The organism is Streptomyces solicamelliae (assembly GCF_045348655.1).
Classification (GTDB): domain Bacteria; phylum Actinomycetota; class Actinomycetes; order Streptomycetales; family Streptomycetaceae; genus Streptomyces; species Streptomyces solicamelliae.
The window spans coordinates 6009709-6030468 of the sequence record NZ_CP160404.1 but is presented as its reverse complement, the minus strand read 5'-3'; the positions used below and the strand labels follow the sequence as shown (position 1 = coordinate 6030468).

General features: G+C 73.0%; 23 protein-coding genes. 10 read left to right on the top strand and 13 right to left on the bottom strand.

All coding sequences use genetic code 11. The annotated features are described in order from the left end of the window. The first annotated feature begins 110 nt into the window (after positions 1 to 110). Positions 111 to 1634, top strand: a complete 1524-nt coding sequence (locus ABZO31_RS27860) for a M1 family metallopeptidase (protein ID WP_406864049.1) — start codon at positions 111 to 113, stop codon at positions 1632 to 1634. Here the strand turns inward: ABZO31_RS27860 and ABZO31_RS27855 are convergent. Next, positions 1631 to 2527, bottom strand: a complete 897-nt coding sequence (locus ABZO31_RS27855) for an oxygenase MpaB family protein (RefSeq protein ID WP_406864048.1) — start codon at positions 2525 to 2527, stop codon at positions 1631 to 1633. The genes ABZO31_RS27860 and ABZO31_RS27855 overlap by 4 nt on opposite strands. Positions 2528 to 2648: 121 nt before the next feature. Beyond that, positions 2649 to 3137: a hypothetical protein gene (locus ABZO31_RS27850; protein WP_406864047.1), complete on the bottom strand. Its 489-nt coding sequence runs from the start codon at positions 3135 to 3137 to the stop codon at positions 2649 to 2651. Positions 3138 to 3376: 239 nt separating this feature from the next. Here ABZO31_RS27850 and sph point away from each other — a divergent pair, with 239 nt between their 5' ends. Further along, positions 3377 to 4366: a sphingomyelin phosphodiesterase gene (gene sph, locus ABZO31_RS27845; protein ID WP_406864046.1), complete on the top strand. Its 990-nt coding sequence runs from the start codon at positions 3377 to 3379 to the stop codon at positions 4364 to 4366. A gap of 93 nt (positions 4367 to 4459) precedes the next feature. Here sph and ABZO31_RS27840 read toward each other — a convergent pair whose 3' ends face one another. Both ABZO31_RS27840 and ABZO31_RS27835 read right to left on the bottom strand, forming a co-directional pair. Continuing rightward, complete coding sequence (locus tag ABZO31_RS27840) at positions 4460 to 4942, bottom strand: hypothetical protein (RefSeq protein ID WP_406864045.1); 483 nt, start codon at positions 4940 to 4942, stop codon at positions 4460 to 4462. 81 nt (positions 4943 to 5023) lie between these two features. Beyond that, positions 5024 to 5506: a macro domain-containing protein gene (locus tag ABZO31_RS27835; protein WP_406864044.1), complete on the bottom strand. Its 483-nt coding sequence runs from the start codon at positions 5504 to 5506 to the stop codon at positions 5024 to 5026. A 105-nt stretch (positions 5507 to 5611) separates the two neighbouring features. On the opposite strand from ABZO31_RS27835, the gene ABZO31_RS27830 reads away from it, so the two are divergent. Next, positions 5612 to 6373: a MerR family transcriptional regulator gene (locus tag ABZO31_RS27830; protein ID WP_406864043.1), complete on the top strand. Its 762-nt coding sequence runs from the start codon at positions 5612 to 5614 to the stop codon at positions 6371 to 6373. Between the two features lie 40 nt (positions 6374 to 6413). Here the strand turns inward: ABZO31_RS27830 and ABZO31_RS27825 are convergent, their stop codons facing one another. The 4 genes from ABZO31_RS27825 to ABZO31_RS27810 are packed head-to-tail and all read right to left on the bottom strand — an operon-like array spanning position 6414 to position 12192. Next, entirely contained in the window at positions 6414 to 8591 is a 2178-nt protein-coding gene (locus tag ABZO31_RS27825) for a 3-hydroxyacyl-CoA dehydrogenase NAD-binding domain-containing protein (RefSeq protein ID WP_406864042.1), read from the bottom strand. Between the two features lie 38 nt (positions 8592 to 8629). Then, positions 8630 to 9844 (bottom strand): acetyl-CoA C-acetyltransferase, encoded by a 1215-nt coding sequence (locus tag ABZO31_RS27820; RefSeq protein WP_406864041.1) that lies wholly within the window; start codon positions 9842 to 9844, stop codon positions 8630 to 8632. 57 nt (positions 9845 to 9901) lie between these two features. Further along, positions 9902 to 11044 carry an acyl-CoA dehydrogenase family protein gene (locus tag ABZO31_RS27815; RefSeq protein WP_406864040.1) on the bottom strand — a complete coding sequence of 381 codons (1143 nt, stop codon included), beginning with the start codon at positions 11042 to 11044 and terminating at the stop codon, positions 9902 to 9904. Then, complete coding sequence (locus tag ABZO31_RS27810) at positions 11041 to 12192, bottom strand: CaiB/BaiF CoA transferase family protein (RefSeq protein ID WP_406864039.1); 1152 nt, start codon at positions 12190 to 12192, stop codon at positions 11041 to 11043. Before ABZO31_RS27810 ends, ABZO31_RS27815 begins: the two co-directional genes overlap by 4 nt. A gap of 165 nt (positions 12193 to 12357) precedes the next feature. On the opposite strand from ABZO31_RS27810, the gene ABZO31_RS27805 reads away from it, so the two are divergent. Next, on the top strand, positions 12358 to 12879 hold the full coding sequence (locus ABZO31_RS27805) for a hypothetical protein (RefSeq protein WP_406864038.1): 522 nt from the start codon (positions 12358 to 12360) through the stop codon (positions 12877 to 12879). A 63-nt stretch (positions 12880 to 12942) separates the two neighbouring features. Further along, on the top strand, positions 12943 to 14148 hold the full coding sequence (locus ABZO31_RS27800) for a saccharopine dehydrogenase family protein (protein ID WP_406864037.1): 1206 nt from the start codon (positions 12943 to 12945) through the stop codon (positions 14146 to 14148). 10 nt (positions 14149 to 14158) lie between these two features. Here the strand turns inward: ABZO31_RS27800 and ABZO31_RS27795 are convergent, their stop codons facing one another. From ABZO31_RS27795 to ABZO31_RS27780, 4 genes are all read right to left on the bottom strand, one after another. Further along, entirely contained in the window at positions 14159 to 14602 is a 444-nt protein-coding gene (locus tag ABZO31_RS27795) for a cytidine deaminase (protein ID WP_406864036.1), read from the bottom strand. Positions 14603 to 14606: 4 nt separating this feature from the next. Then, positions 14607 to 14990 (bottom strand): VOC family protein, encoded by a 384-nt coding sequence (locus tag ABZO31_RS27790; protein WP_406864035.1) that lies wholly within the window; start codon positions 14988 to 14990, stop codon positions 14607 to 14609. Between the two features lie 22 nt (positions 14991 to 15012). Next, on the bottom strand, positions 15013 to 15159 hold the full coding sequence (gene mmpA, locus ABZO31_RS27785) for a morphogenic membrane protein MmpA (protein ID WP_406864034.1): 147 nt from the start codon (positions 15157 to 15159) through the stop codon (positions 15013 to 15015). 80 nt (positions 15160 to 15239) lie between these two features. Then, entirely contained in the window at positions 15240 to 15950 is a 711-nt protein-coding gene (locus ABZO31_RS27780) for an endonuclease V (protein ID WP_406864033.1), read from the bottom strand. Between the two features lie 79 nt (positions 15951 to 16029). On the opposite strand from ABZO31_RS27780, the gene ABZO31_RS27775 reads away from it, so the two are divergent. Next, a complete protein-coding gene (locus tag ABZO31_RS27775) occupies positions 16030 to 16329 on the top strand; it encodes a YciI family protein (protein ID WP_406864032.1) in 300 nt (99 codons plus the stop codon). A gap of 1 nt (position 16330) precedes the next feature. On the opposite strand, the gene ABZO31_RS27770 is transcribed toward ABZO31_RS27775, so the two are convergent. Beyond that, entirely contained in the window at positions 16331 to 17440 is a 1110-nt protein-coding gene (locus tag ABZO31_RS27770) for a WD40/YVTN/BNR-like repeat-containing protein (RefSeq protein ID WP_406864031.1), read from the bottom strand. A 159-nt stretch (positions 17441 to 17599) separates the two neighbouring features. Between ABZO31_RS27770 and ABZO31_RS27765 the strand changes: the two genes are divergently transcribed. The 4 genes from ABZO31_RS27765 (at position 17600) to ABZO31_RS27750 (ending at position 20759) form a co-directional block, all read left to right on the top strand. After that, positions 17600 to 18010: an SsgA family sporulation/cell division regulator gene (locus ABZO31_RS27765; protein WP_406864030.1), complete on the top strand. Its 411-nt coding sequence runs from the start codon at positions 17600 to 17602 to the stop codon at positions 18008 to 18010. Positions 18011 to 18196: 186 nt separating this feature from the next. Further along, positions 18197 to 19171 (top strand): acyl-ACP desaturase, encoded by a 975-nt coding sequence (locus ABZO31_RS27760; RefSeq protein WP_406864029.1) that lies wholly within the window; start codon positions 18197 to 18199, stop codon positions 19169 to 19171. 108 nt (positions 19172 to 19279) lie between these two features. After that, positions 19280 to 19582: a hypothetical protein gene (locus ABZO31_RS27755; RefSeq protein ID WP_406864028.1), complete on the top strand. Its 303-nt coding sequence runs from the start codon at positions 19280 to 19282 to the stop codon at positions 19580 to 19582. After that, complete coding sequence (locus ABZO31_RS27750; protein ID WP_406864027.1) at positions 19575 to 20759, top strand: hypothetical protein; 1185 nt, start codon at positions 19575 to 19577, stop codon at positions 20757 to 20759. Before ABZO31_RS27755 ends, ABZO31_RS27750 begins: the two co-directional genes overlap by 8 nt. Position 20760 lies beyond the last annotated feature (1 nt).

The window sequence follows — 20760 nt, the reverse complement described above, 5'->3', positions numbered from 1 at the left end:
GGCGATCCTGTGACGGGAGGGGCTGTGGACATGACGCCACAACTGGCCTCTGAATAGTGTCGATAAGGACTGACGACCACCCACACGTCTTACAAGGCAGGAGCTCTGTCGTGCATCGCAGACTTGTCGTCCCGGGCGCTCTCGCGGCCTCCGTCCTGCTGGCGATCCCGGCATCGGCGGCGAGCTACAGCCCTGGCTCCCCCGGCATCGGGGACGCCTACTACCCGGAGAGCGGGAACGGGGGATACGACGTCTCCCACTACGACCTGCGGCTCAAGTACCAGCCGTCGACCGACCTGTTGGAGGGCACGGCGACGATCGTCGCCACCGCCACCCAGAACCTCTCCCGCTTCAACCTCGACCTCGGACTGCGCGCGAGCGAGGTCCGGGTCAACGGCCGGAAGGCGGCCTTCGCCGTCGCGGGCGACCACGAGCTGGAGGTCACCCCGGCGTCGCCGCTCAGGAAGAACGCCCCGGTCACGGTGGTGGTGCGGTACGGGGGCAAGCCCTCCGAGCTGAAGATCGGCGGCTGGACGGCCTGGCACCGCACCCCCGACGGCGGTGTCGCGGCCCAGGAGCCGGACTCCGCGGTCTGGTGGTTCCCGTCCAACGACCACCCGCGCGACAAGGCCACCTTCGACGTCTCGGTCTCCGTCCCGGACGGCACCCAGGCCATCAGCAACGGCGTGCTGCAGTCGCAGTCCTCGCGGCTCGGCTGGACCCGCTTCAACTGGCGCTCCGACAAGCCGCAGGCCACGTATCTGGCCACGCTCGCCGTGGGCAGGTTCGACATCACCACGGACACGACGGCCAACGGGCTGCCGGTGCTCAACGCGTACAGCAAGGACCTCGGCGGCAACGCGGGCGCGGCGCGTGCCTCGCTGGAGCGCACCACCGAGGTCGCGGAGTGGCTGGAGGAGGTCTTCGGCCCGTACCCGTTCAACGCGCTGGGCGGGTACGTGCCCAACGTGACCAGCGGTTTCGCCCTGGAGACGCAGACCCGGCCGTTCTACAGCCCGCGGCAGTTCGCCAACGGGGCCAACGTGTCCGTCGTGGTGCACGAGGTGGCGCACCAGTGGTACGGCGACAGCGTCTCGGTGGACGGCTGGAAGGACATCTGGGTCAACGAGGGCTTCGCCCGGTACAGCCAGTGGCTCTGGTCCGAGAAGGAGGGCGAGGGCACGGCACAGGAGTTGGCCGACTACGCGTACGGGGCACGCGCCGCGGACGACCCGTTCTGGACGGTGAAGCCGGGCGACCCGGGCCCGGAGAACCAGTTCCACGGCGCGGTGTACGACCGGGGCGCGCTGGCCCTGCAGGCGCTGCGCAACGAGATCGGCGACGAGGACTTCTTCGCGATCCTCAAGGGCTGGCCGACGGAGCGGGCCTACGGCAACGCGAAGGTGGGCGACTTCGTCGCGTACGCGGAGCGGGTCTCGGGCCGGCCGCTGGCGGGGCTCTTCGACACCTGGCTGTACCAGCCGGTGAAGCCGACGGCGGGCACGGGCGGCATCGGCGCGGCGGGCGCGCAGGCCCGGACGGCGGCGGAGGTCCCGGAGCAGCCGGCGCAGCCGAAGTCCTGGAAGAAGATCGCGGCCACGGACTCGGTCCACGACCACGACCACGGGCACTAGGCGGTCCGCGTCCGGCGTGCCCGGCGGGCCTCCCGCCGGGCACGCCGGGCGAGCGGCAGGTAGCGCAGCCGCTCCGGCAGGACGGGCACGACGGCGCGCACGACGCGGCCGAAGCGGCGCAGCGTCCGTTCCTGCGCGTCGGTCCACTCCAGACCGATCGCGGCGCGCGCCTCGGGCGGCATCAGGCCGACGGTGAGGAAGGCCCGCAGCTTCAGGAAGCGGGGCAGGATCACCGGCCACAGGAGGCGGAGCAGCAGGCGCAGGGTCCGGGGGCCGCGGTCGGGCACGGGCATCGTCACGTCCGTGGCGATCAGCTCGCGGACGACGGCGTTGACCTCCAGCTCCTCGTCGAGGACCCGGCGGTAGTACGGCCAGAAGTCCTCGATCGTCTGCGGCATGTCCCGGTCGTGGATGCCGAGGATCCGGCCGACCCGGAGCCACTCGGCGTACAGCTGTCGTTCCTGGGCCTCGGTGAGGGGCCGGGCGAGGATGCCGAGGCCGTGGCGGTAGACGGGGAAGCCGGTGGCGTGGACCCAGGAGTAGTAGGCCGGGGTGAGCGCGTGGTATGCGCGGCCGTGGGCGTCGGTGCCCTGGATGTCGCGGTGCAGCCGCCGCAGCCGGCGGCCCTCCTCGGCGGCGGCCTCGCCGCCGTAGACCCAGAGCTGGAGGGAGCGCAGGGAGCGCTCGCCTCGGCCCCAGGGGTCGGTGCGGAAGACGGAGTGGTCGTCGACGCCGGCGCCTACGGCGGGGTGGGCGACCTGCATGGTCAGGGCGGCGGGGAGCATCAGCAGGGCGCGGACGTCACCGGCGACGCTCCACAGGACGCCGCCGGGCGGGGGCGGCGCGGGGTCGGTGGCGCGGTGCGCCGCGGAAGCGGTGTCGCTGCTGGTCATGGGTGCTTTCCCGGGCCGGTGGGACGTCCTGGGCTCCAGGCTGCCACATGCCGGGAGGGGGCGGGGGCCCGTGGCCCCCGCCCCCTCCCGGTGCGGTGCGTGTCGCGCGTGCGGCGGTGTGTCAGGAGCGGTCGGCGCCGACCGGCTCGCCGACGATGCGGCCGGCGAGGTCGCGGGCCCAGGTGTCGACGTCGGCGTTCAGCTCGCGCTCGGCGGTCTCGCGCTCGGCGGCGATGCGCTCGTGGCCGGCGGCCAGGATGGCCTCGCGCTCGGCGACGCCCTCGGCGCGGGCGGCGGCGATGGCGGCCGCGCCCTCCTCCTGGGCCTTGGAGCGGATGCGGGCGGCCTCGTGGCGGGCCTCGGCGAGCTCGGCCTCGTACTGGGCGCGGACGTCCGCGGCCTCGGAGCGCAGGTCCTCGGCGTGCTCGTTGCCGCCGTCGATGGCCTTCTCACGCTCGGCGAGGGTCTTGCTGATCTTCGGCAGGACGGCCTTCGCCAGCAGGAGGAAGGTCAGGCCGAACAGCACGACACCGAGGATCAGCTCCGCGGTGACGGGGTTGAGCGGACCGAGGTCCATGTCGAAGAGCGTCGAGTTCTGCGCGAGGGTCATGCGCGCATCCTACCCGCTCGCCCGACGGGCTCCGGCCCGCCCCCGGGGAGGCCCCGGAGAGGCCCTGGAGAGGCCCTGGGAAGGCGCGGAGGGAGGCCCCGGAGAGTCCTTCCGGTGCAGTGTTGTCGTGTTCGTGTCGGGTCCGCAAGATTCCCGCCGTCCAATGGCTACCGGAAGGTAACTACGGCTGCTTTGATGTGCCGCGCCGAACCAAACCCCCCACAATCACGGGAGTTCACGTGTCGCACAGCCCGCTCCGCCGTGTTCCCGGCGCAGCCGTGTCCCTGGCGCTCGCCGCCGCGACCCTGGGTGTCACCGCGCCCTCCGCCGCGGCCGCCGAGACCGCCTCGACGCCGAGCCTGAAGGTGCTCACGTACAACGCGTTCCTGTTCAGCAAGAGCCTGTACCCGAACTGGGGCCAGGACCACCGGGCCGCGGCCATCCCGGCCGCCTCCTTCTTCCAGGGCAACGACGTGGTCGTGCTCCAGGAGGCCTTCGACAACTCCTCCTCGGACGCCCTGAAGGCCAAGGCCGCGAGCCGGTACCCGTACCAGACCCCGGTCATGGGCCGCAGCAAGACCGGCTGGGACGCCACCAGCGGCGCGTACTCCGCCACGACGCCGGAGGACGGCGGTGTGACGATCCTCAGCAAGTGGCCGATCGTCCGCAAGGAGCAGTACGTCTACAAGGACGCCTGCGGCGCCGACTGGTACTCCAACAAGGGCTTCGTCTACACGGTGCTCGACGTGAACGGCACGAAGGTGCACGTCGTCGGCACCCACGCGCAGTCCACCGACCCGGGCTGCTCGGCGGGCGAGGCGGCGCAGATGCGCAGCCGCCAGTTCAAGGCGATGGACGCGTTCCTGGACGCCAAGAACATCCCGGCGAACGAGCAGGTCGTCGTGGCCGGCGACATGAACGTGGACTCCCGCACGCCGGAGTACGCCTCGATGCTCGCCGACGCGGGCCTGGCCGGCGCGGACGCCCGCACCGGTCACCCGTACTCCTTCGACACGCGGGACAACTCGATCGCCGCGGACCGCTACCCGACGGACCCGCGCGAGGACCTCGACTACGTGCTGCACCGCGCGGGCCACGCCCGTCCGGCCGGCTGGACCAACGACGTGATCCTCGAGAGCACCACGCCGTGGACGGTCTACAGCTGGGGCAAGGCGTACACGTACAGCAACCTCTCCGACCACTACCCGGTCGTGGCGTCCGGTCGCTGACCGGCGCCGCGGCACGCAGGAGGGCCGGGACCCGTGCGGGGGTCCCGGCCCTTCGCCGTGCGGCGGAGCGCTCCGCCAGGAGCGGCGGTCCGGTCAGTAGCGGCCGTACACGGAGTACACGTACAGGCCGATGATCCCGGCGGTACACAGGAGCACCACCCAGGAGCCGAAGCCCGTGTGCCGGCTCCTGGCCGGCCGGGGCGCCCGCGGTGCCCGGGGCGCGCTCGGCCGGCGCTCGCGGCCGTTGCGCGGCGGCGGCACGGTGACGTGACGCTGCTCGTCGGCGGCGGCGGTGACATCGGCGAGCAGGCGCCGGCAGACGGTCGCCAGCTCCGTGGTGGGCGCGGTGAGGTCGATGACGACCTCGGAACGGGCCGGGGCGGTCGTGCCGCCGTCCAGGATGCGCCCCGCCCGGAGCAGGGCGCGGTCCTTGCCGCCGGTGGGCGCGAGGCTGATCCAGCGGCGGACGTGCTCGCCGCGGATCACGACGCCGCCGCCGCGTTCCCGGTAGACCGTGTGCTCCCGCCACAGAAGACCGGCCAACTCCCCCGCGGTCTCCTTGAGTTGCGCGTACATACCCCTCCTCGTGCCCCGCCCCCGGATTCGAACAGGCACGTGACTCTAGCGGCCGCCACCGACAGCGCCGCGCCGGGGGCTTCAGTCGCCGAAGTCGTACACGGTCACGGGTATCCCCCGGGCGACCAGCCGCTGCTCGATCAGCGGCTCGACCCGGGACCACTTCCCGCCGGCCAGCCCGCAGCCGATCCGCGGCATGTGCACGGACGCGCCGAGCTCCGCGGCCTTGTCGGCGAGCGCGCCGAGGGCCGTGTCGATCGCTTCGTACCGCACCGGGACGCCCGTGCTCCGCCCGGTCCGCATCCCCCGCTGCCCCACCAGGTTGGCCACCCACAGATACGGCCCCACCTGCACGAACTGCGCCGCGCCCAGGCCGAAGTCGTTTCCCGACCGCTCCCGGTGCCAACGCCGGAACGCCGCCTCGGGCTCCGGCCAGCGCCGCGAGACCGCCAGGACGAAGCCCTTGCCCCAGCCGCCCAGGTCGTTGCAGACATGCGCGATGATCTTGACGCCCTTGCCCTGCGGCGCGCTGGCGTCCCCCCGCACGTACGTGATCCCCGTCATGGCTCCACCGTACGGACCGGCACTGACAACGGACGAACACTTTTACAACGCCGCTGAGACAGCAATACTGTTCCACCAGGGCACAGGGAGAGCGAGGCACCTCGGATGGCTACCGGGAACACGGCGACCGGGACCGGAGGGCAGCCCTCGTCGCCGACGTACACGGTCGACGAGCTGGCCGCCCGGGCCGGGGTGACCGTGCGGACCGTGCGGTTCTACGGGACGCGCGGGCTGTTGCCGCCGCCGGTGATCGGACCGCGGCGGGTCGGGCACTACGGGCCCGAGCACCTGTCCCGGCTCGCGCTGATCGAGGAGCTCCAGCAGCGGGGCATGACGCTGGCCGCGATCGAACGGTATCTGGAGCAGCTGCCGCCGGACCTCAGCGCCCGGGACCTGGCGATCCACCGGGCCCTGGTCGCCTCGTGGGCGCCGGAGTCCGCCGAGGAGGTCGACCACCCCGAGCTGGAGCGGCGGGCCGGGCGGCCGCTGTCCGCCACGGACGTGGCCCGGCTCGCCGCGATGGGCGTCCTGGAACGCGGCCCGGAACCCGGGACGCACCGCCTCGACGGCACGCTGCTGCGGCTCGGCGTCGAACTGCTCGACGTGCCCATCCCGCACGAGACGCTGCTCGCCTCCCGCACGGTGCTGCTCGACCACGCCCGCCAGGCGGCCCAGGAACTGTCGCGGCTGTTCCGCGAGGAGGTGTGGGACCCGTACCGCGAGCGGGAGGGCGACCCCGACCACGTCGCGGCGATGAAGTCCCTCTCCGCGCACATGCAGCCCATCGTGATCCAGGCCCTGGTGACGGCGTTCCAGCGATCGCTGCGCGAGGAGCTGCGGTCCGCGTTCGGGGACGAGAAGGACTGAGGCCCCGCCTCGCGGCGGGGCCTCGGTCCTGTCCCGCTCCTTACGCGTCCGTGAAGGTCTCGCCGCGCTCGGCCTTCTCCACCAGCAGCGCCGGCGGCAGGAAGCGCTCGCCGTACGTGTCGGCCAGCTCGTGCGCCCGCGCCACGAAGCCCGCGAGGCCACCCTCGTAGCCGTTGACGTACTGCAGCACACCGCCGGTCCAGGCCGGGAAGCCGATGCCCATGATGGAGCCGATGTTGGCGTCGGCGACCGAGGTGAGGACGCCCTCCTCCAGGCAGCGGACGGTGTCCAGCGCCTCCGAGAAGAGCATCCGCTCCTTCATGTCCTCGAACGGGAGCTCCGCCGCGTCCGGCTTGGCGAAGTGCTCGGCGAGGCCCGGCCACAGACCGGTCCGCTTGCCGTTCTCGTCGTAGTCGTAGAAGCCGGCGCCGCCGCTGCGGCCCTCGCGGCCGAACTCGTCGACCATGCGGTCGATGACGGCCTCCGCCGGGTGCTCCGGCCAGGTGCCGCCGGCCTCCTCGATCGCCTTGCGGCTCTCGTTGCGGATCTTGCGGGGCAGGGTCAGCGTCAGGTCGTCCAGGAGGGAGAGGACCTTGGCCGGGTAGCCGGCCTGCGCGGCCGCCTGCTCGACGGACGCCGGGTTCGCGCCCTCGCCGACCATCGCCACGCCCTCGTTCATGAACTGGCCGATGACGCGCGAGGTGAAGAAGCCGCGCGAGTCGTTGACCACGATCGGGGTCTTGTTGATCTGGCGGACCAGGTCGAAGGCGCGGGCCAGCGCCTCGTCGCCGGTGCGCTCGCCCTTGATGATCTCGACCAGCGGCATCTTGTCGACGGGCGAGAAGAAGTGCAGGCCGATGAAGTCGGCCGGGCGGGACACCCCCTCGGCGAGCGCCGTGATCGGCAGCGTCGAGGTGTTGGAGCAGAGCAGCGCGTCCGGGTCGACGACGTCCTGGATCTCCTGGAAGACCTTGTGCTTGAGCTCCGGGTTCTCGAAGACCGCCTCGATCACCGCGTCGCAGCCGGCCACGTCCGCCGGGTCGGCGGTGGGGGTGATCAGCGCGAGCAGGGCGTCGGCCTTGTCCTGGGTGGTGCGGCCGCGGGAGACGGCCTTGGCGCAGAGCTTCTCGGAGTACGCCTTGCCCTTGGTCGCGGCCTCGGCGGTGACGTCCTTGAGGACGACCTGGATGCCGGCGCGGGCGCAGGAGTACGCGATGCCGGCGCCCATCATGCCGGCGCCGAGGACGGCGACCTTGCGGACCTTGCGGGGCTCGATGCCCTTGGGGCGGCTGGCGCCGGAGTTGACGGCCTGCAGGTCGAAGAAGAACGCCTGGATCATGTTCTTCGCGGTCTGGCCGACGACCAGCTCGGTGAAGTAGCGGGACTCGATGGTCAGGGCGGTCTCGAAGTCGACCTGGGAGCCCTCGACGGCCGCGGCGAGGATGTTGCGCGGGGCCGGGTACGGGGCGCCGTTGAGCTGCTTCTTCAGGTTGGCGGGGAAGGCCGGGAGGTTGGCGGCGAACCGCGGGTTGGACGGCGTCCCGCCGGGGATCTTGTAGCCGGGGACGTCCCAGGGCTGCTTCGACTCCGGGTTCGCGTCGATGAAGGCGCGGGCCTTGGCCAGCATCTCCTCGGGCGTGGCGGCCAGTTCGTGGACGAGCCCGTCGTCCAGGGCGCGCTTGGGGGTGTACTGGGTGCCCTGGAGCAGCACCTTGAGCAGCGCGTCGGCGATGCCCATGAGGCGCACGGTGCGGGCGACGCCGCCACCGCCCGGCAGCAGGCCCAGGGTCACCTCGGGCAGACCGATCTTCGAGCCCGGCGCGTCGAGCGCGACACGGTGGTGCGAGGCCAGCGCGATCTCGTAACCCCCGCCCAGGGCCGCGCCGTTGATCGCCGCGACGACCGGCTTGCCGAGCGTCTCGATGCGGCGCAGCGAGCGCTTGATGCCGGTGCCGGCGTCGAAGATCTGCTGGGCGTCCTCGGGTCCGGCCTTGACCATGTCCTTGAGGTCGCCACCGGCGAAGAAGGTCTTCTTCGCGGAGGTGTAGATGATGCCGCGGATCGAGTCCTTCTCGGCCTCGGCGCGGTCGGCGATCGCCGCGATGGAGTCCTTGAACGCCTGGTTCATGGTGTTCGCGGACTGGTCGGGGTCGTCGAGGACGAGGGTGACGATCCCGGTCTCGTCCTGCTCCCAGCGGATGGTGGTGCTCTCGGTCATTGGAAAGTCTCCGAAGAAGTTTCGAACAGGACGGACGGTCAGACGCGTTCGACGATGGTGGCGATGCCCATGCCGCCGCCGACGCAGAGCGTGGCGAGGCCGTAGCGCTTGTCCTGCCGCTCCAGCTCGTCGATCAGGGTGCCGAGGATCATCGCGCCGGTGGCACCGAGCGGGTGGCCGAGCGCGATCGCGCCGCCGTTGACGTTGACCTTGTCGAGGCTGATGCCCATGTCCTTCACGAAGCGGAGCACGACGCCGGCGAACGCCTCGTTGATCTCGACCAGGTCGATGTCGTCCATGGTCAGCCCCGCCTTGGCGAGGACCTTGCGGGTCGCCGGGGCGGGGCCGGTGAGCATGATCGTCGGCTCGGAGCCGGAGACCGCGGCGGCGACGATCCGGGCGCGCGGGGTCAGCCCGTACCGCTCGCCGACCTCCTTCGAACCGATCGCGACGAGAGAGGCGCCGTCGACGATGCCGGAGGAGTTGCCCGCGTGGTGGACGTGGTCGATCTTCTCGACCCAGTGGTACTTCTGCAGCGCCACCGCGTCGAAACCACCGAGCTCGCCGATGTCCGCGAACGACGGCTTCAGCTTCGCGAGCGAGTCGGCGGTCGTGCCGGGGCGGATGAACTCGTCGTGGTCGAGGACCGTGAGGCCGGCCCGGTCCCTGACGGGGACGATCGAACGGTCGAAGCGCCCGTCCTTGACCGCCGCCGCGGCACGCTCCTGGGACAGGGCGGCGTACTCGTCGACGTCACGCCGGGAGAAGCCCTCCAGGGTGGCGATGAGGTCGGCGCCGATGCCCTGCGGGACGAAGTTGACGTTGAAGTTGGTCATCGGGTCGGCGAACCAGGCGCCGCCGTCGGACGCCATCGGGACGCGGGACATCGACTCCACACCGCCGGCGAGGACCAGGTCCTCCCAGCCGGAGCGGACCTTCATCGCGGCCATGTTCACCGCTTCGAGGCCGGAGGCACAGAAGCGGTTCTCCTGCACACCGGCGACCGTGTCCGGCAGACCCGCCGCGATGGCGGCGATCCGGGCGATGTCGGAGCCCTGGTCGCCGACCGGACCGACGACACCGAGCACGATGTCGTCGATCGCCGCCGGGTCGAGGTCCGGGAAGCGGCCCCGGAGCTCGTCGATGAGGCCGACGACCAGGTCGATCGGCTTGGTGCCATGCAGGGAGCCGGTGGCCTTGCCGCGGCCGCGCGGGGTGCGGATCGCGTCGTACACGTACGCTTCGGTGCTCACGGGACGCCTTTCGGGAGGCTTTCAGAGGGTGGACGAGGAGGAGCGGGGGCGCGGCGGTCAGCCGAGCAGGGAACGGCCGATGATCTCCTTCATGATCTCGGTCGTGCCGCCGTAGATGGTCTGGATACGGCCGTCCGTGAAGGCCCGGGCGACCGGGTACTCCATCATGTATCCGTAGCCGCCGTGCAGCTGGAGGCAGCGGTCGGCGACGCGCTTCTGCAGCTCGGTCGCCCACCATTTGGCCATCGAGGCGTGCACGTGGTCGAGCTCGCCGTTCGCATGGTCCTCGATGCAGCGGTCGAGGAAGGTGCGGGTGACGGCGCACTCGGTGGCCATCTCGGCGATCTCGAAGCGGATGTGCTGGAGCCGGGAGAGCGGCCGGCCGAAGGCCTCGCGCTCCTTCACGTACGTGGTGGTGACCTCGAGCAGGTGCTCGGCGCCGGCGATGGCGGCGACGGCGATGGCCATGCGCTCCTGGGCGAGGTTGGTCATCAGGTGGACGAACGCGCCGTTCAGCTCGCCGAGCAGGTTCTCCTTGGGGACGCGGACGTCGTGGAAGAACAGCTCGGCGGTGTCCTGGGACTTCTGGCCGATCTTGTCGAGGTTGCGGCCGCGCTCGAAGCCCTCCATCCCGCGCTCGACGACCAGCAGCGACAGTCCGTGCGCGCCGCCTTCGGGGGTCGTCTTCGCGACCACGATCACCAGGTCGGCGAGGATGCCGTTGGAGATGAAGGTCTTGGAGCCGTTGAGCAGCCAGTGGTCGCCGCGGTCCTCGGCGCCGGTGCGGATGCCCTGGAGGTCGGAGCCCGCGCCGGGCTCGGTCATGGCGATGGCGGTGATCGTCTCGCCGCTGCAGAAGCCGGGCAGCCAGCGGGCCTTCTGCTCGTCGGTGGCCAGCGACGTCAGATAGGGCCCGATGATGTCGTTGTGGAGCCCGACCGCGAGGCCGGGCACACCGGCCCGGGTGAACTCCTCGGCGAGGACCGCGCTGTACCGGAAGTCGGGATTCCCGCCACCGCCGTACTGCTCGTCGACGGCGAGGCCGAGCAGGCCCTGGCGGCCGGCGGCGCGCCAGACCTCGCGCGAGACGATGCCGTCCTTCTCCCACTGCTCGTAGTGCGGGAGCACCTCCTTCGTCAGGAAGGTGCGGACGGTCTCGCGGAACGCCTCGTGGTCGGGGTCGAGGATCTGACGCTTCATGCGGTGGACTCCTGGGGAGCGGCGAGGGACGGCGTGTTCCAGTCGCGTGCGACGGCGGCGGTGTCCGCGCCGGGCAGGGCAGGGCCGCGGCGCACGGCGGCGGGGGTGGCGGAGAAGCGGGGCGCGGGCGCGGGCTGGGTGAGGCCGGAGTGCTCCACGAAGGTGCCGCGGGCGGCGAGGTGCGGATGCGCGGGGGCCTCGCGCATCGAGAGGACGGGGGCGACGCAGGCGTCGCTGCCGTCGAAGACGGCGGTCCACTCGTCGCGGGTCCGGGTACGGAAGCGGGCGGCGACGGCGTCCTTCAGCTCGCCCCAGCGGGCGACGTCGTCCCGTGCGGAGGCGGTGCCGGCGTCGAGGCCGAGCAGCCGTACGAACGCGTCGTAGAACTGCGGCTCCAGCGCGCCGACGGCCATGTGTCCGCCGTCGGCGGTCTCGTACGTGCCGTAGAAGGGGCAGCCGCCGTCGAGCAGGTTCACCCCACGCCGGTCCTGCCAGCCGCCGGCGGCGAGCATGCCGTGGATCATGCTGGTCAGGTGGGACGTGCCGTCGACGATGGCGGCGTCCACGACCTGCCCGGTGCCGTGGGCGCGGGCGTGGGTGAGTGCGGCGAGGACGCCGACGACCAGGTAGAGCGAGCCGCCGGCGTAGTCGCCGACGAGGTTGGCGGGGACGGTCGGCGGCCCGTCCGGGTCGGGGCCGATCATGCCGAGCGCGCCGGTGACGGCGATGTACCCGATGTCGTGGCCGGCGGTCGGGGCGAGCGGGCCGTCCTGTCCCCAGCCGGTCATCCGGCCGTAGACGAGCCGCGGATTGCGGGCCAGGCACTCCTTCGGGCCGACGCCGAGGCGCTCGGCGACCCCGGGCCGGTACCCCTCGATCAGCACGTCCGCCCGCTCGACCAGGTCGAGCACGGTGGCGGGGCCGCCCTCGGCCTTGAGGTCGACGAGGACGGAACGCTTGTTGCGGTTGGTGATGTCGTACGCGGGATCGATCCCGAGCCCGGCGCCGCCGGGACGGTCGACGCGGACGACGTCGGCGCCGAGGTCGGCGAGGAGCATGGCGGCGAACGGGCCGGGGCCGATGCCCGCCAGCTCGACCACGCGCACCCCGGAGAGCGGCCCCTCGCCGCCGTTCGCTGTCGCTGCCATCAGGCCCCCAGGCTTTGTGACACAAGTGATGTAACACCAGTGATGCTAGGAACGTGTTCCACTCCGCACAAGGGGCTGCGCCGAGCAAGCGCTCAGAAATCTGCGCGGTGATCTGCGGGGCCGTCCGCGCCGTCGCCGACCAAGATCACGGATAGGGTGCGGCGCATGCGCATATCCCACCCGCGGACCGCTGCCGCGCTCGTCACCCCCCTGCTCGCCCTCCTCGTCTCGTGCTCGGCCGCGGACCCCTCCGGCCCCAGGGCCACGCCCACGCCCGACGGGCACGCGGCTCCGTCGCAGGCGGGCCCCGCGACCGACGCGGCGAGCTCCGCACCCGGCCCGGCGGCGTCGCCCGAGCCGGCCGCGTCCCCCGCGCCCGAGAAGGTGCGCGACGCGTTCGCCGGCCTCCAGGCCACCCTGAACGACACCTGCACCCCGGGCGCCGGGGACTGCGCCTACTTCCTCGGCCGGGTCCACGACGAGCTGGACGGCCTGGACCGCGCCATGCACGCGGACCCCAAGGGCCCCGGCCACTTCCCCGAGCCGATCAAGTGGATCGCCGACCTGCGCACCGAGCTCGGCGGCGACACCTCCACCGCCAACCTGGAGAAGCACAAGGGCGACCTGACCGGCACCCGGGACCGCATCAACACCTGGATGCAGGACCACCCTGACGACTACCGCTGACCGACCGCTAGGCTCCGCCTCCGATCGCCCGCGCGGGCGGGTCACACGGAAGGCGAGGGCCGGATGGACACAGGGGACGGGACGGCGGCGGAGCGCGGCGGGCGCGCGCACGACGTGGTGCTCTTCGGGGCGACGGGGTTCGTCGGCGAGCTGACCGCGCGGTATCTCGCCGAGCACGCGCCCGAGGGCCTGCGCTGGGCGCTCGCCGGGCGCAGCCGGGTCCGCCTCGAGGCGGTGCGCGAGCGGCTGGCCGCCCTGTGGCCGCACTGCGCGGAGCTGCCGCTGCTGACGGCCGACGCCGAGGACGCCGGCTCGCTGCGCGAACTGGCGGAGTCCACGCGGGTGCTGGCCACGACGGTCGGCCCGTACGTCTGGTACGGCGACGGTCTGGTGGCCGCCTGCGCGGAGGCCGGTACCGACTATCTGGACCTCACGGGCGAAGCGGAGTTCGTCGACCGGACGTACGTGCTGCACGACGCGCGGGCCCGCGAGACCGGGGCCCGGATCGTGCACGCCTGCGGCTTCGACTCGGTCCCGCACGACCTGGGCGCGTACTTCACGGTGCAGCAGCTGCCCGAGGGCGTTCCGCTGACCGTCGACGGCTTCGTCCGCGCCGGGGCGATCTTCTCCGGCGGCACCTTCGCCTCCGCGCTCACCGCGTTCGGCCGCGGCCGGCAGATCCTGCGGGCCGCGCAGGAGCGCCGGCTGTACGAGCCGCGCCTCGTGGGCCGCCGCGCCCGCGCGCCGTTCGGCGGGCCGCGGTTCAGCGCCGAGACCGGCACCTGGGCGCTGCCGCTGCCCACCCTGGACCCGCAGGTCGTGGCGCGCTCGGCGGCGGCCCTCGACCGGTACGGCCCGGACTTCCGCTACCGCCACTACGCCTCGGTCCGCACCCTGCCGATGGCGCTCGGCGGCGTCGCCGCGATCGGCACGGGCGTGGCAGCGGCCCAACTCCCCGCGGTGCGGCGCTGGCTGATGGGCCGTTACGAGCCGGGCCAGGGGCCGAGCGAGGAGCGCCGGGCGCGCAGTTGGTTCACCGTCCGCTTCGTCGGCGAGGGTGGCGGCCGCCGGGTCTTCACCGAGGTCTCGGGCGGCGACCCGGGCTACGACGAGACGGCGAAGATGCTCGCCGAGGCCGCGCTCTGCCTCGCGATCGACCCGCTGCCGAAGACGGCGGGCCAGGTGACGACGGCGGTCGCGATGGGCGACGCGCTCATCGAGCGGCTGAGCGCGGCGGGCATCCGCTTCCGGGTGGCGCACGCCCGCTGAGCGGCCCCGTTCACTCGCTGTGCATCTGCGCCGAGGGCCAGCCCTCGTCGACCAACTGCCGTCCCCAGTAGTACGGGTTCACCTCGGCGAGGGTACGGGCCTGCCAGCGCGTCCGGTCCCCGGGATCGGGGACCGCGACCTCCACGTCCGGTCCCCACAGCGCCAGCCGTTCCTGGCAGATGCCGCACGGCGGGAAGACGATGGTCCGCCCGTCGTCCGGGTCCCGGAAGACGCACACGGAGGCCGTGATCCGCGCGTCGAGCGTGAACGCCTGGCAGATCGCCCCGGTCTCGTGGCAGAGGGTCACGCTGCCGTTGAGGTTGTCCAGCCCGACGCTGGTGAGGATGCGGCCGTCGTCGAGGTAGACGGCGGCCGCTCCGCCCGGCTCGTCGGCCGGCCAGCGGCGTTCCAACTGCGCGAGTGCGGCGTCCACGAGGGCCTGATCGAGCTTCACCGTGTCAACTCCTGTGTCGTACGAGGCAGAACGGGTGTCCCGCCGGGTCCGCGTACACGCGCCAGGAGCGGGTGCCGCCGAAGTCCTCGAGCAGGGTCGCGCCGAGGGCCAGGGCCTCGGCGTGGGCGGCGTCGGGGTCGACGACGTCCACGTCGAGGTGCGACTGCTGCGGCCGGGCGGGATCGCCCCAGAGCGGCGGCCGGTGGTCGGCGACCCGCTGGAAGGCGAGGACCGGACCGGCGGGCGGGTGCAGCGTCGACCAGTCGTCGTCGAGCGACCAGCGGGGGTCGGGGCGGTCGACCTCGCCGCCGAGCAGTCCGCGGTAGAACACCGCCAGTTCACGTACGTCGGCGCAGTCGAGCACCACGCACTGCAGGGAGCCGATCACCCGTCCTCCGTTCCGGTTCCGGTCAGAGGGCCGTCACCCAGACGGCCACGATGTAGATCATCGCCACGAGCCAGCCGGCCGCAAGCACCGCGGCGACGGCGAGGGCGGACAGCGTGGCGCGCTCGGCGCGGCGCAGCGGGGCCGTGGCGGCCTGGGTGGGCGTCGTCATGGTGATCACCCTGCCCTGCCCCACTGACAACGGGCATCCGTACGCGTACTCAGCTCGGGTACTCAGCGGGTGACGCGTACTCACCCACCGTCGCCCAGCGCCTCCTTGAGCGCCGCCCGGCAGAGCGCGTCCGCGCGCCGCGTCGTCTCGGGGATCCGGAAGTCCGGGCTCAGCCGCAGGGCGTGCGCGCAGGCCGTCTCCAGGTCGACCCGGTGCCCCGCCGAGACGAACACCGGCTTGACCCCGTCGCTGGTGCGCAGCGCGCGGCCGACCACCTCGCGGCCCTCGTCGTCGTCCGCCACGAGTTCGCTGTAGTCGCCCCGGGCCGGGCCGGGTTGCTCGTACGTGAAGGTGAAGGGGTTCTTCGCGACCCCGATCGACGGCAGCCCGGTCAGCACCCCGAGGTGGCTGGCGAGCCCGAAGCGGCGCGGGTGGGCGCGCCCGTACCCGTCGCAGACCAGCAGTCCGGGCTCGGCGGAGAGCGCCTCCAGGGCGGCGAGGACGGTGGGCACCTCGCGGAAGGCCAGCAGGCCCGGCACGTACGGGAACGAGACGCGGCCGACCGCGGTGGCCTCCTCGACGACCTCCAGGGTCGCCGCGTCGAGCACCACGGCGGCCGCCGCGACGAGGTCCCGCTCGTCGTCGTACGCCACGTCCAGCCCGGTCACATGGCCGGTTCCGGGCGGCGGGCCGGGCTCGTCCAGGACGACCCGGCCGCGGAGTTCGTCCTGCAGGGCGCGGGCGGCGGTCTCGTCGGCGGGCCAGCCGGCGGGCGTCTCGATGATCCTCATGATGATCGCCAGCCTACGGCCGGTCCGTTCCCCGGACACCCCCGGTTTCCTGTCGGGCCCCCGGGTTAGCCTGCGGTCCATGTTCGTTCTGGAATTGACCTACACCGCCGACGTCGCGCAGGCCGACGCGCTCATGGACGCGCACGTCGAGTGGCTGGACGCGCAGTACGCCGCCGGGGTGTTCATCGCCTCGGGCCGCAAGAACCCGCGCGACGGCGGCGTGATCCTGGCCGTCGGGGACGACCGCGCGCAGATCGAGAGGATCGCGGCGGCCGACCCCTTCAGCACCGGCGGGGTGTGCGCGTACCGGATCACGGAGTTCGTCGCGACCAAGACCGCGCCCGAGCTCGCCCCGTACCGGCAGCAGCTCCCCTCCTGACTCAGTCCGCGACGCGGCCGAGCCGGGCGATCCGGCCCTGCTCCCCGGAGGCCCAGCAGCCGCCGTCGGACGTGCAGTCGACGGTGTCGTACGAGCCGGTGTCCACGGTCCGCCAGGTGCGGCCGCCGTCCGTCGTCAGGTCCGTGCCGGTCGGGCCGACCGCGAGCGCGGCGGCGCGACTGTGCGGCAGCCAGGTCACGCCGGAGCGGTACGCGGGCGGCGGCGCCGTCGCGGCCCGCCAGTTCCGGCCGCCGTCGCCGGTGACGGCGGCCGCCCGCGGGGAGGCCTGGTCGGGCCGGTAGTCGCCGCCGACCGCGAGGCCGTGGGCGCGGTCGCGGAAGGCGAGCGCGAAGACCCCGCGGGCCGGGTCGCCGGCCGGCAGGCCGGACTCGGCGACGGTCCAGGTCAGCCCCCGGTCGCCGGAGTGCAGCACCCGCGCGGTCGCGGCGCCGCCGGTGGCCAGCCAGACGTCCCTGGGCCCGGGGGAGACCAGGCACTGGCCGCCCGCGGCGAAGCCGGCCTCGCCGGGCAGCGCGGCGGGCATCCCGGCGTCCGGCAGCACCTGCCAGGAGCGGCCGCCGTCGCGGGTGGCGAGGATGCGGAAGCGGCCGTCGACCGGGTCGCTCATGGCGAGACCGTGCCGGCGGTCGAAGAAGGTCATGCAGTCGTAGAACGCGCGCGGGTCGGTGTTGCGGAAGGACTCGGTCCAGGTCGCCCCGCCGTCCTCGGTGCGGAAGACCCGGGACGCCTCGCCCTCGCCGATCGCCAGGACCACCGCGCGCCGCGCGTCGAACGCCTCGATGTCGCGGAACTGCAGCTCGGCCGCGCCGGGCGGTGAGACGTCCCGCCAGCTCCGGCCGGCGTCGGTGGTCCGCAGCACGGTGCCCTTGGAGCCGGCCGCCCAGGCGGTGTCCCGGCTCACCGCGGCGAGGCCGCGGAAGCGCGCGTCCGTACCGGTCGTCGTGAGCTGCCAGCCGGGCCGTCCGGCTTCCGGGGCGTTCCCCGGCTCCCCCGCCTGCGCCGGGACCGCGAGCACGGCGGCCAGCACCGCCGCGCACAGCCCCACCGAAACCAGCCGTCTCTTGTTCCCCTTGTTCCCCTTGGACGTCATGGCGCGGGAAGCTAGTGCACCCGGCAGGCCCCGTCCAGACCGCCTCGACGGGGTCCGGTGACACAGCTCACGCGGGGTAGGGAGCACGCCCCGGACGGATTTCCCGTCCTTCCGGGTGTCGGGGGGACGTCCACCGGTGCCGCGCGTGAGGAGCAGGCCATGTCCACTGTCATCGAGCAGCCCCTGGAGGCCCGGCTGGTCGCGTCCGCGCCGTGCATGGAGTCCGTCCCGGCGACCCTCCGGTACGACCGCGGGGACCCGTACGCCGTGAGCATGGCCTTCCCGCCGCCGGCCACGCTGGAGGGCGTCGAGGTGTCCTGGGCGTTCTCGCGGGAGCTGCTGACCCAGGGGGTGGAGGGTCCGGCCGGGCTCGGGGACGTCCGGGTGCGCCCGTACGGCTACGACCGCACGGTCGTGGAGTTCCACGCGCCGGAGGGCATCGCGGTGGTGCACGTGCGCACCTCGGAGGTGCGGCGCTTCCTGGACCGGGCGCAGCTGCTCGTACCGGCGGGCCGGGAGTACCAGTACCTGGACGTGGACCGGAATCTCAGCCGACTGCTGGACGAATAACAGGTGACCTGCGTCTCCTTCGTGCGCGGGTGAGCAGGGGACATAACTGAACGTAATCGGACAGGCCGGGGGCGGGGCTTGGACGCCTCCTTATCGGCCCTTTAACCTACGGTCTCGTAACCTACGAACCCGTAGGTAATCCCGCATGCTCTCCCCGACGCGTGCCTCCCCTCCCCAGGAGTCCCCGTGACGCTCACCTCTCCCCACCTCGGCAGCTCTGAAGGGTGGACCGACGCGCGACTGCTGTACGCGCTGGAGGAGGTGGTGGAGACCGAACTCAACCGGCACCTGAAGGTCACCAAGGACTGGATGCCGCACGAGTACGTCCCGTGGTCGGACGGCCGGAACTTCCCCGGCCTCTTCGAGGACGGCGAGGCCTGGGACCCGTCCCAGTCCAAGGTCACCGACATCGGCAAGATCGCCCTCGTGGTCAACCTGCTCACCGAGGACAACCTGCCCAGCTACCACCACGAAATAGCGTCACTGTTCGGCCGTGACGGCGCCTGGGGCACCTGGGTGCACCGCTGGACCGCCGAGGAGGGCCGGCACGGCATCGTGATGCGCGACTACCTGCTGGCCTCGCGCGCCGTCGACCCGGACAAGCTGGAGCAGTTCCGGATGGCGCACATGAGCGAGGGCTTCGAGTCGGACAACCGGCACTCGATGCTGCACTCGGTGGCGTACGTGTCCTTCCAGGAGCTGGCCACCCGCATCTCGCACCGCAACACCGGCCACCAGTCGGGCGACCCGGTCTGCGACCGGATGCTGGCGCGCATCGCCACCGACGAGAACCTGCACATGGTCTTCTACCGGAACCTGCTGAAGGCCGCCTTCGAGATCGCCCCGGACCTCACGATGCAGGCCGTGCGGGACGTCGTCGTCCACTTCCGCATGCCCGGCCACGGCATGCCCGGTTTCGAGCGGGCCGCGGCGCAGATGGCGATCGGCGAGATCTACAACATGCGGATCCACCACGACGACGTGCTGCAGCCGGTGCTGCGCTTCCTGAAGGTGCTGGAGATCGACGGGCTGGGCCCCGAGGGCCTGAAGGCGCAGGACGAGCTGGGCCTGTACATGAACGGCCTGGACACCGAGGCGCGGAAGTTCGACGAGAAGCTGGCCGCACGCAAGGCGCGGATGGCGGCGCGCGCCGCGGGCTGACCGTCCGGGGCCGGCCGGGCCGCGTCAACCACGCGGACGGGCCGGCCTCACTCGTCTGTGTGATCGGGATTCTCCGCTCGCACCGGCAGTCTGCCAGGGTGGTCCGCCATGGAACGCGATCTCCGGGTGGACACCGACCAGTTGGGCCGCTTCTCGCGCGCCCTGACCGAGTCCCTGACCTCGCTCGCCGCCGCGCGGCGGGCGCTCGAGCAGGCCCGCGCGGACCAGCTCGGCACCGCGGAGCTGGACGCTGCCTGCGACCGCTTCCAGGACCGCTGGAAACACGGCGCGGACCTGCTGGGCGCGCGGATCACCGCCGTCCACGAGGGCGTGTCGCTCAGCCGCGAGGGCTACGACCAGCTGAACCGGGCGTTGGCGGACGCGTTCCGTACGGTCGGCCGGCATGGCTGAGACCTACCCGCACCTGGGCTGGGACCCGACACCCGGCAGCCCCGCGGAGCTCGCCGCGCTGCGGGCCCGCCTGACGGCCTCGGCGACCTCGCTCGGCACGGCGCACCGGCTCGTCGACCGGCTGCTCTCGGAGAGCTCGTACTGGACCGGCGAGGCGGCCGACGCCTTCCGCGCCGCGCTCGACGGCGACCTGCCCCGGTACCTGAGGAACGCGCACCGCTCCCTGACCAAGGCGGCCGGCCGGCTCGGCGCCTGGCACGACGACCTCGTGGGCCTCAAGGCCACCGCCCGCCGCTACGACACCCGGGCCGGCCTGCAGGCCGGCGCCGTCCGCACCGCGGAGGCCCGCTGGACGGCGGCCGCCCGCAACCCGGAGACGCCCGAGGCCGACCTGAGGGCCGCCGTGACCGCGGTGAACCGCGCCCGCACCGCCCTCGCGGGCACCCGCGCGCTCGCCCGCGAGCTGGAGGAGACCCACCGCACGACCGCGGCCCGCATCGCGAAGGAACTCGACGCCGCCACGGACCGGCTGGCCCCGAAGGAGCCGGGCGCGCTGGACAAGGCCCTGGGCTGGCTGGACGACAACCTGGGCGACGTGCTCGCCGCGACGTCGGCGACGCTCGGCCTGGTCGCACTGTTCGCGGGACCGCTCGCCGTGCCGCTGCTGTTCGTCGCGGCCGGGGCGAGCGTGGGGGCGCTGCTCCTGCACGGCCGGGACCCGAAGCTCCGCGCCGGCCTCGCCGCGGGCCCCGGCGACGCCCGCTTCTGGACCTCCGCGGCCACGCTGACCGGCGACGCCGTCGGCACCCTGCCGGGCGTGGGGGCCGTCGCCAAGGGCGCCGCCGTGACGGCGGCCGCGGCCCGCGAGGGCGGCGCGGCGACGGGCCTCGCGGGCCGCTTCGCGTCCGAGTCCGGCGCGGCCATGGGTTCGTTCACCGAGGGCGGCACACCGGTCGCGACCTGGGTGGCCGCCCGGACGGGCCGCCCCGGCGCGGCGACCGCGATCGACGTCGGCTCGGCCACCGCCGGCGTGGCGGCCTCCGGCACGGGCCTCGTGGCCGACGAGGACGACACCACGGCCCGCGGGACCGCGTCCGCGGTCGAAGGCGCCCGCGCGGTCCCGGAGTTGGGCAACCACGTCAAGACCGGCGCCGACCTCTTCACCCGCGCCCCGTAGG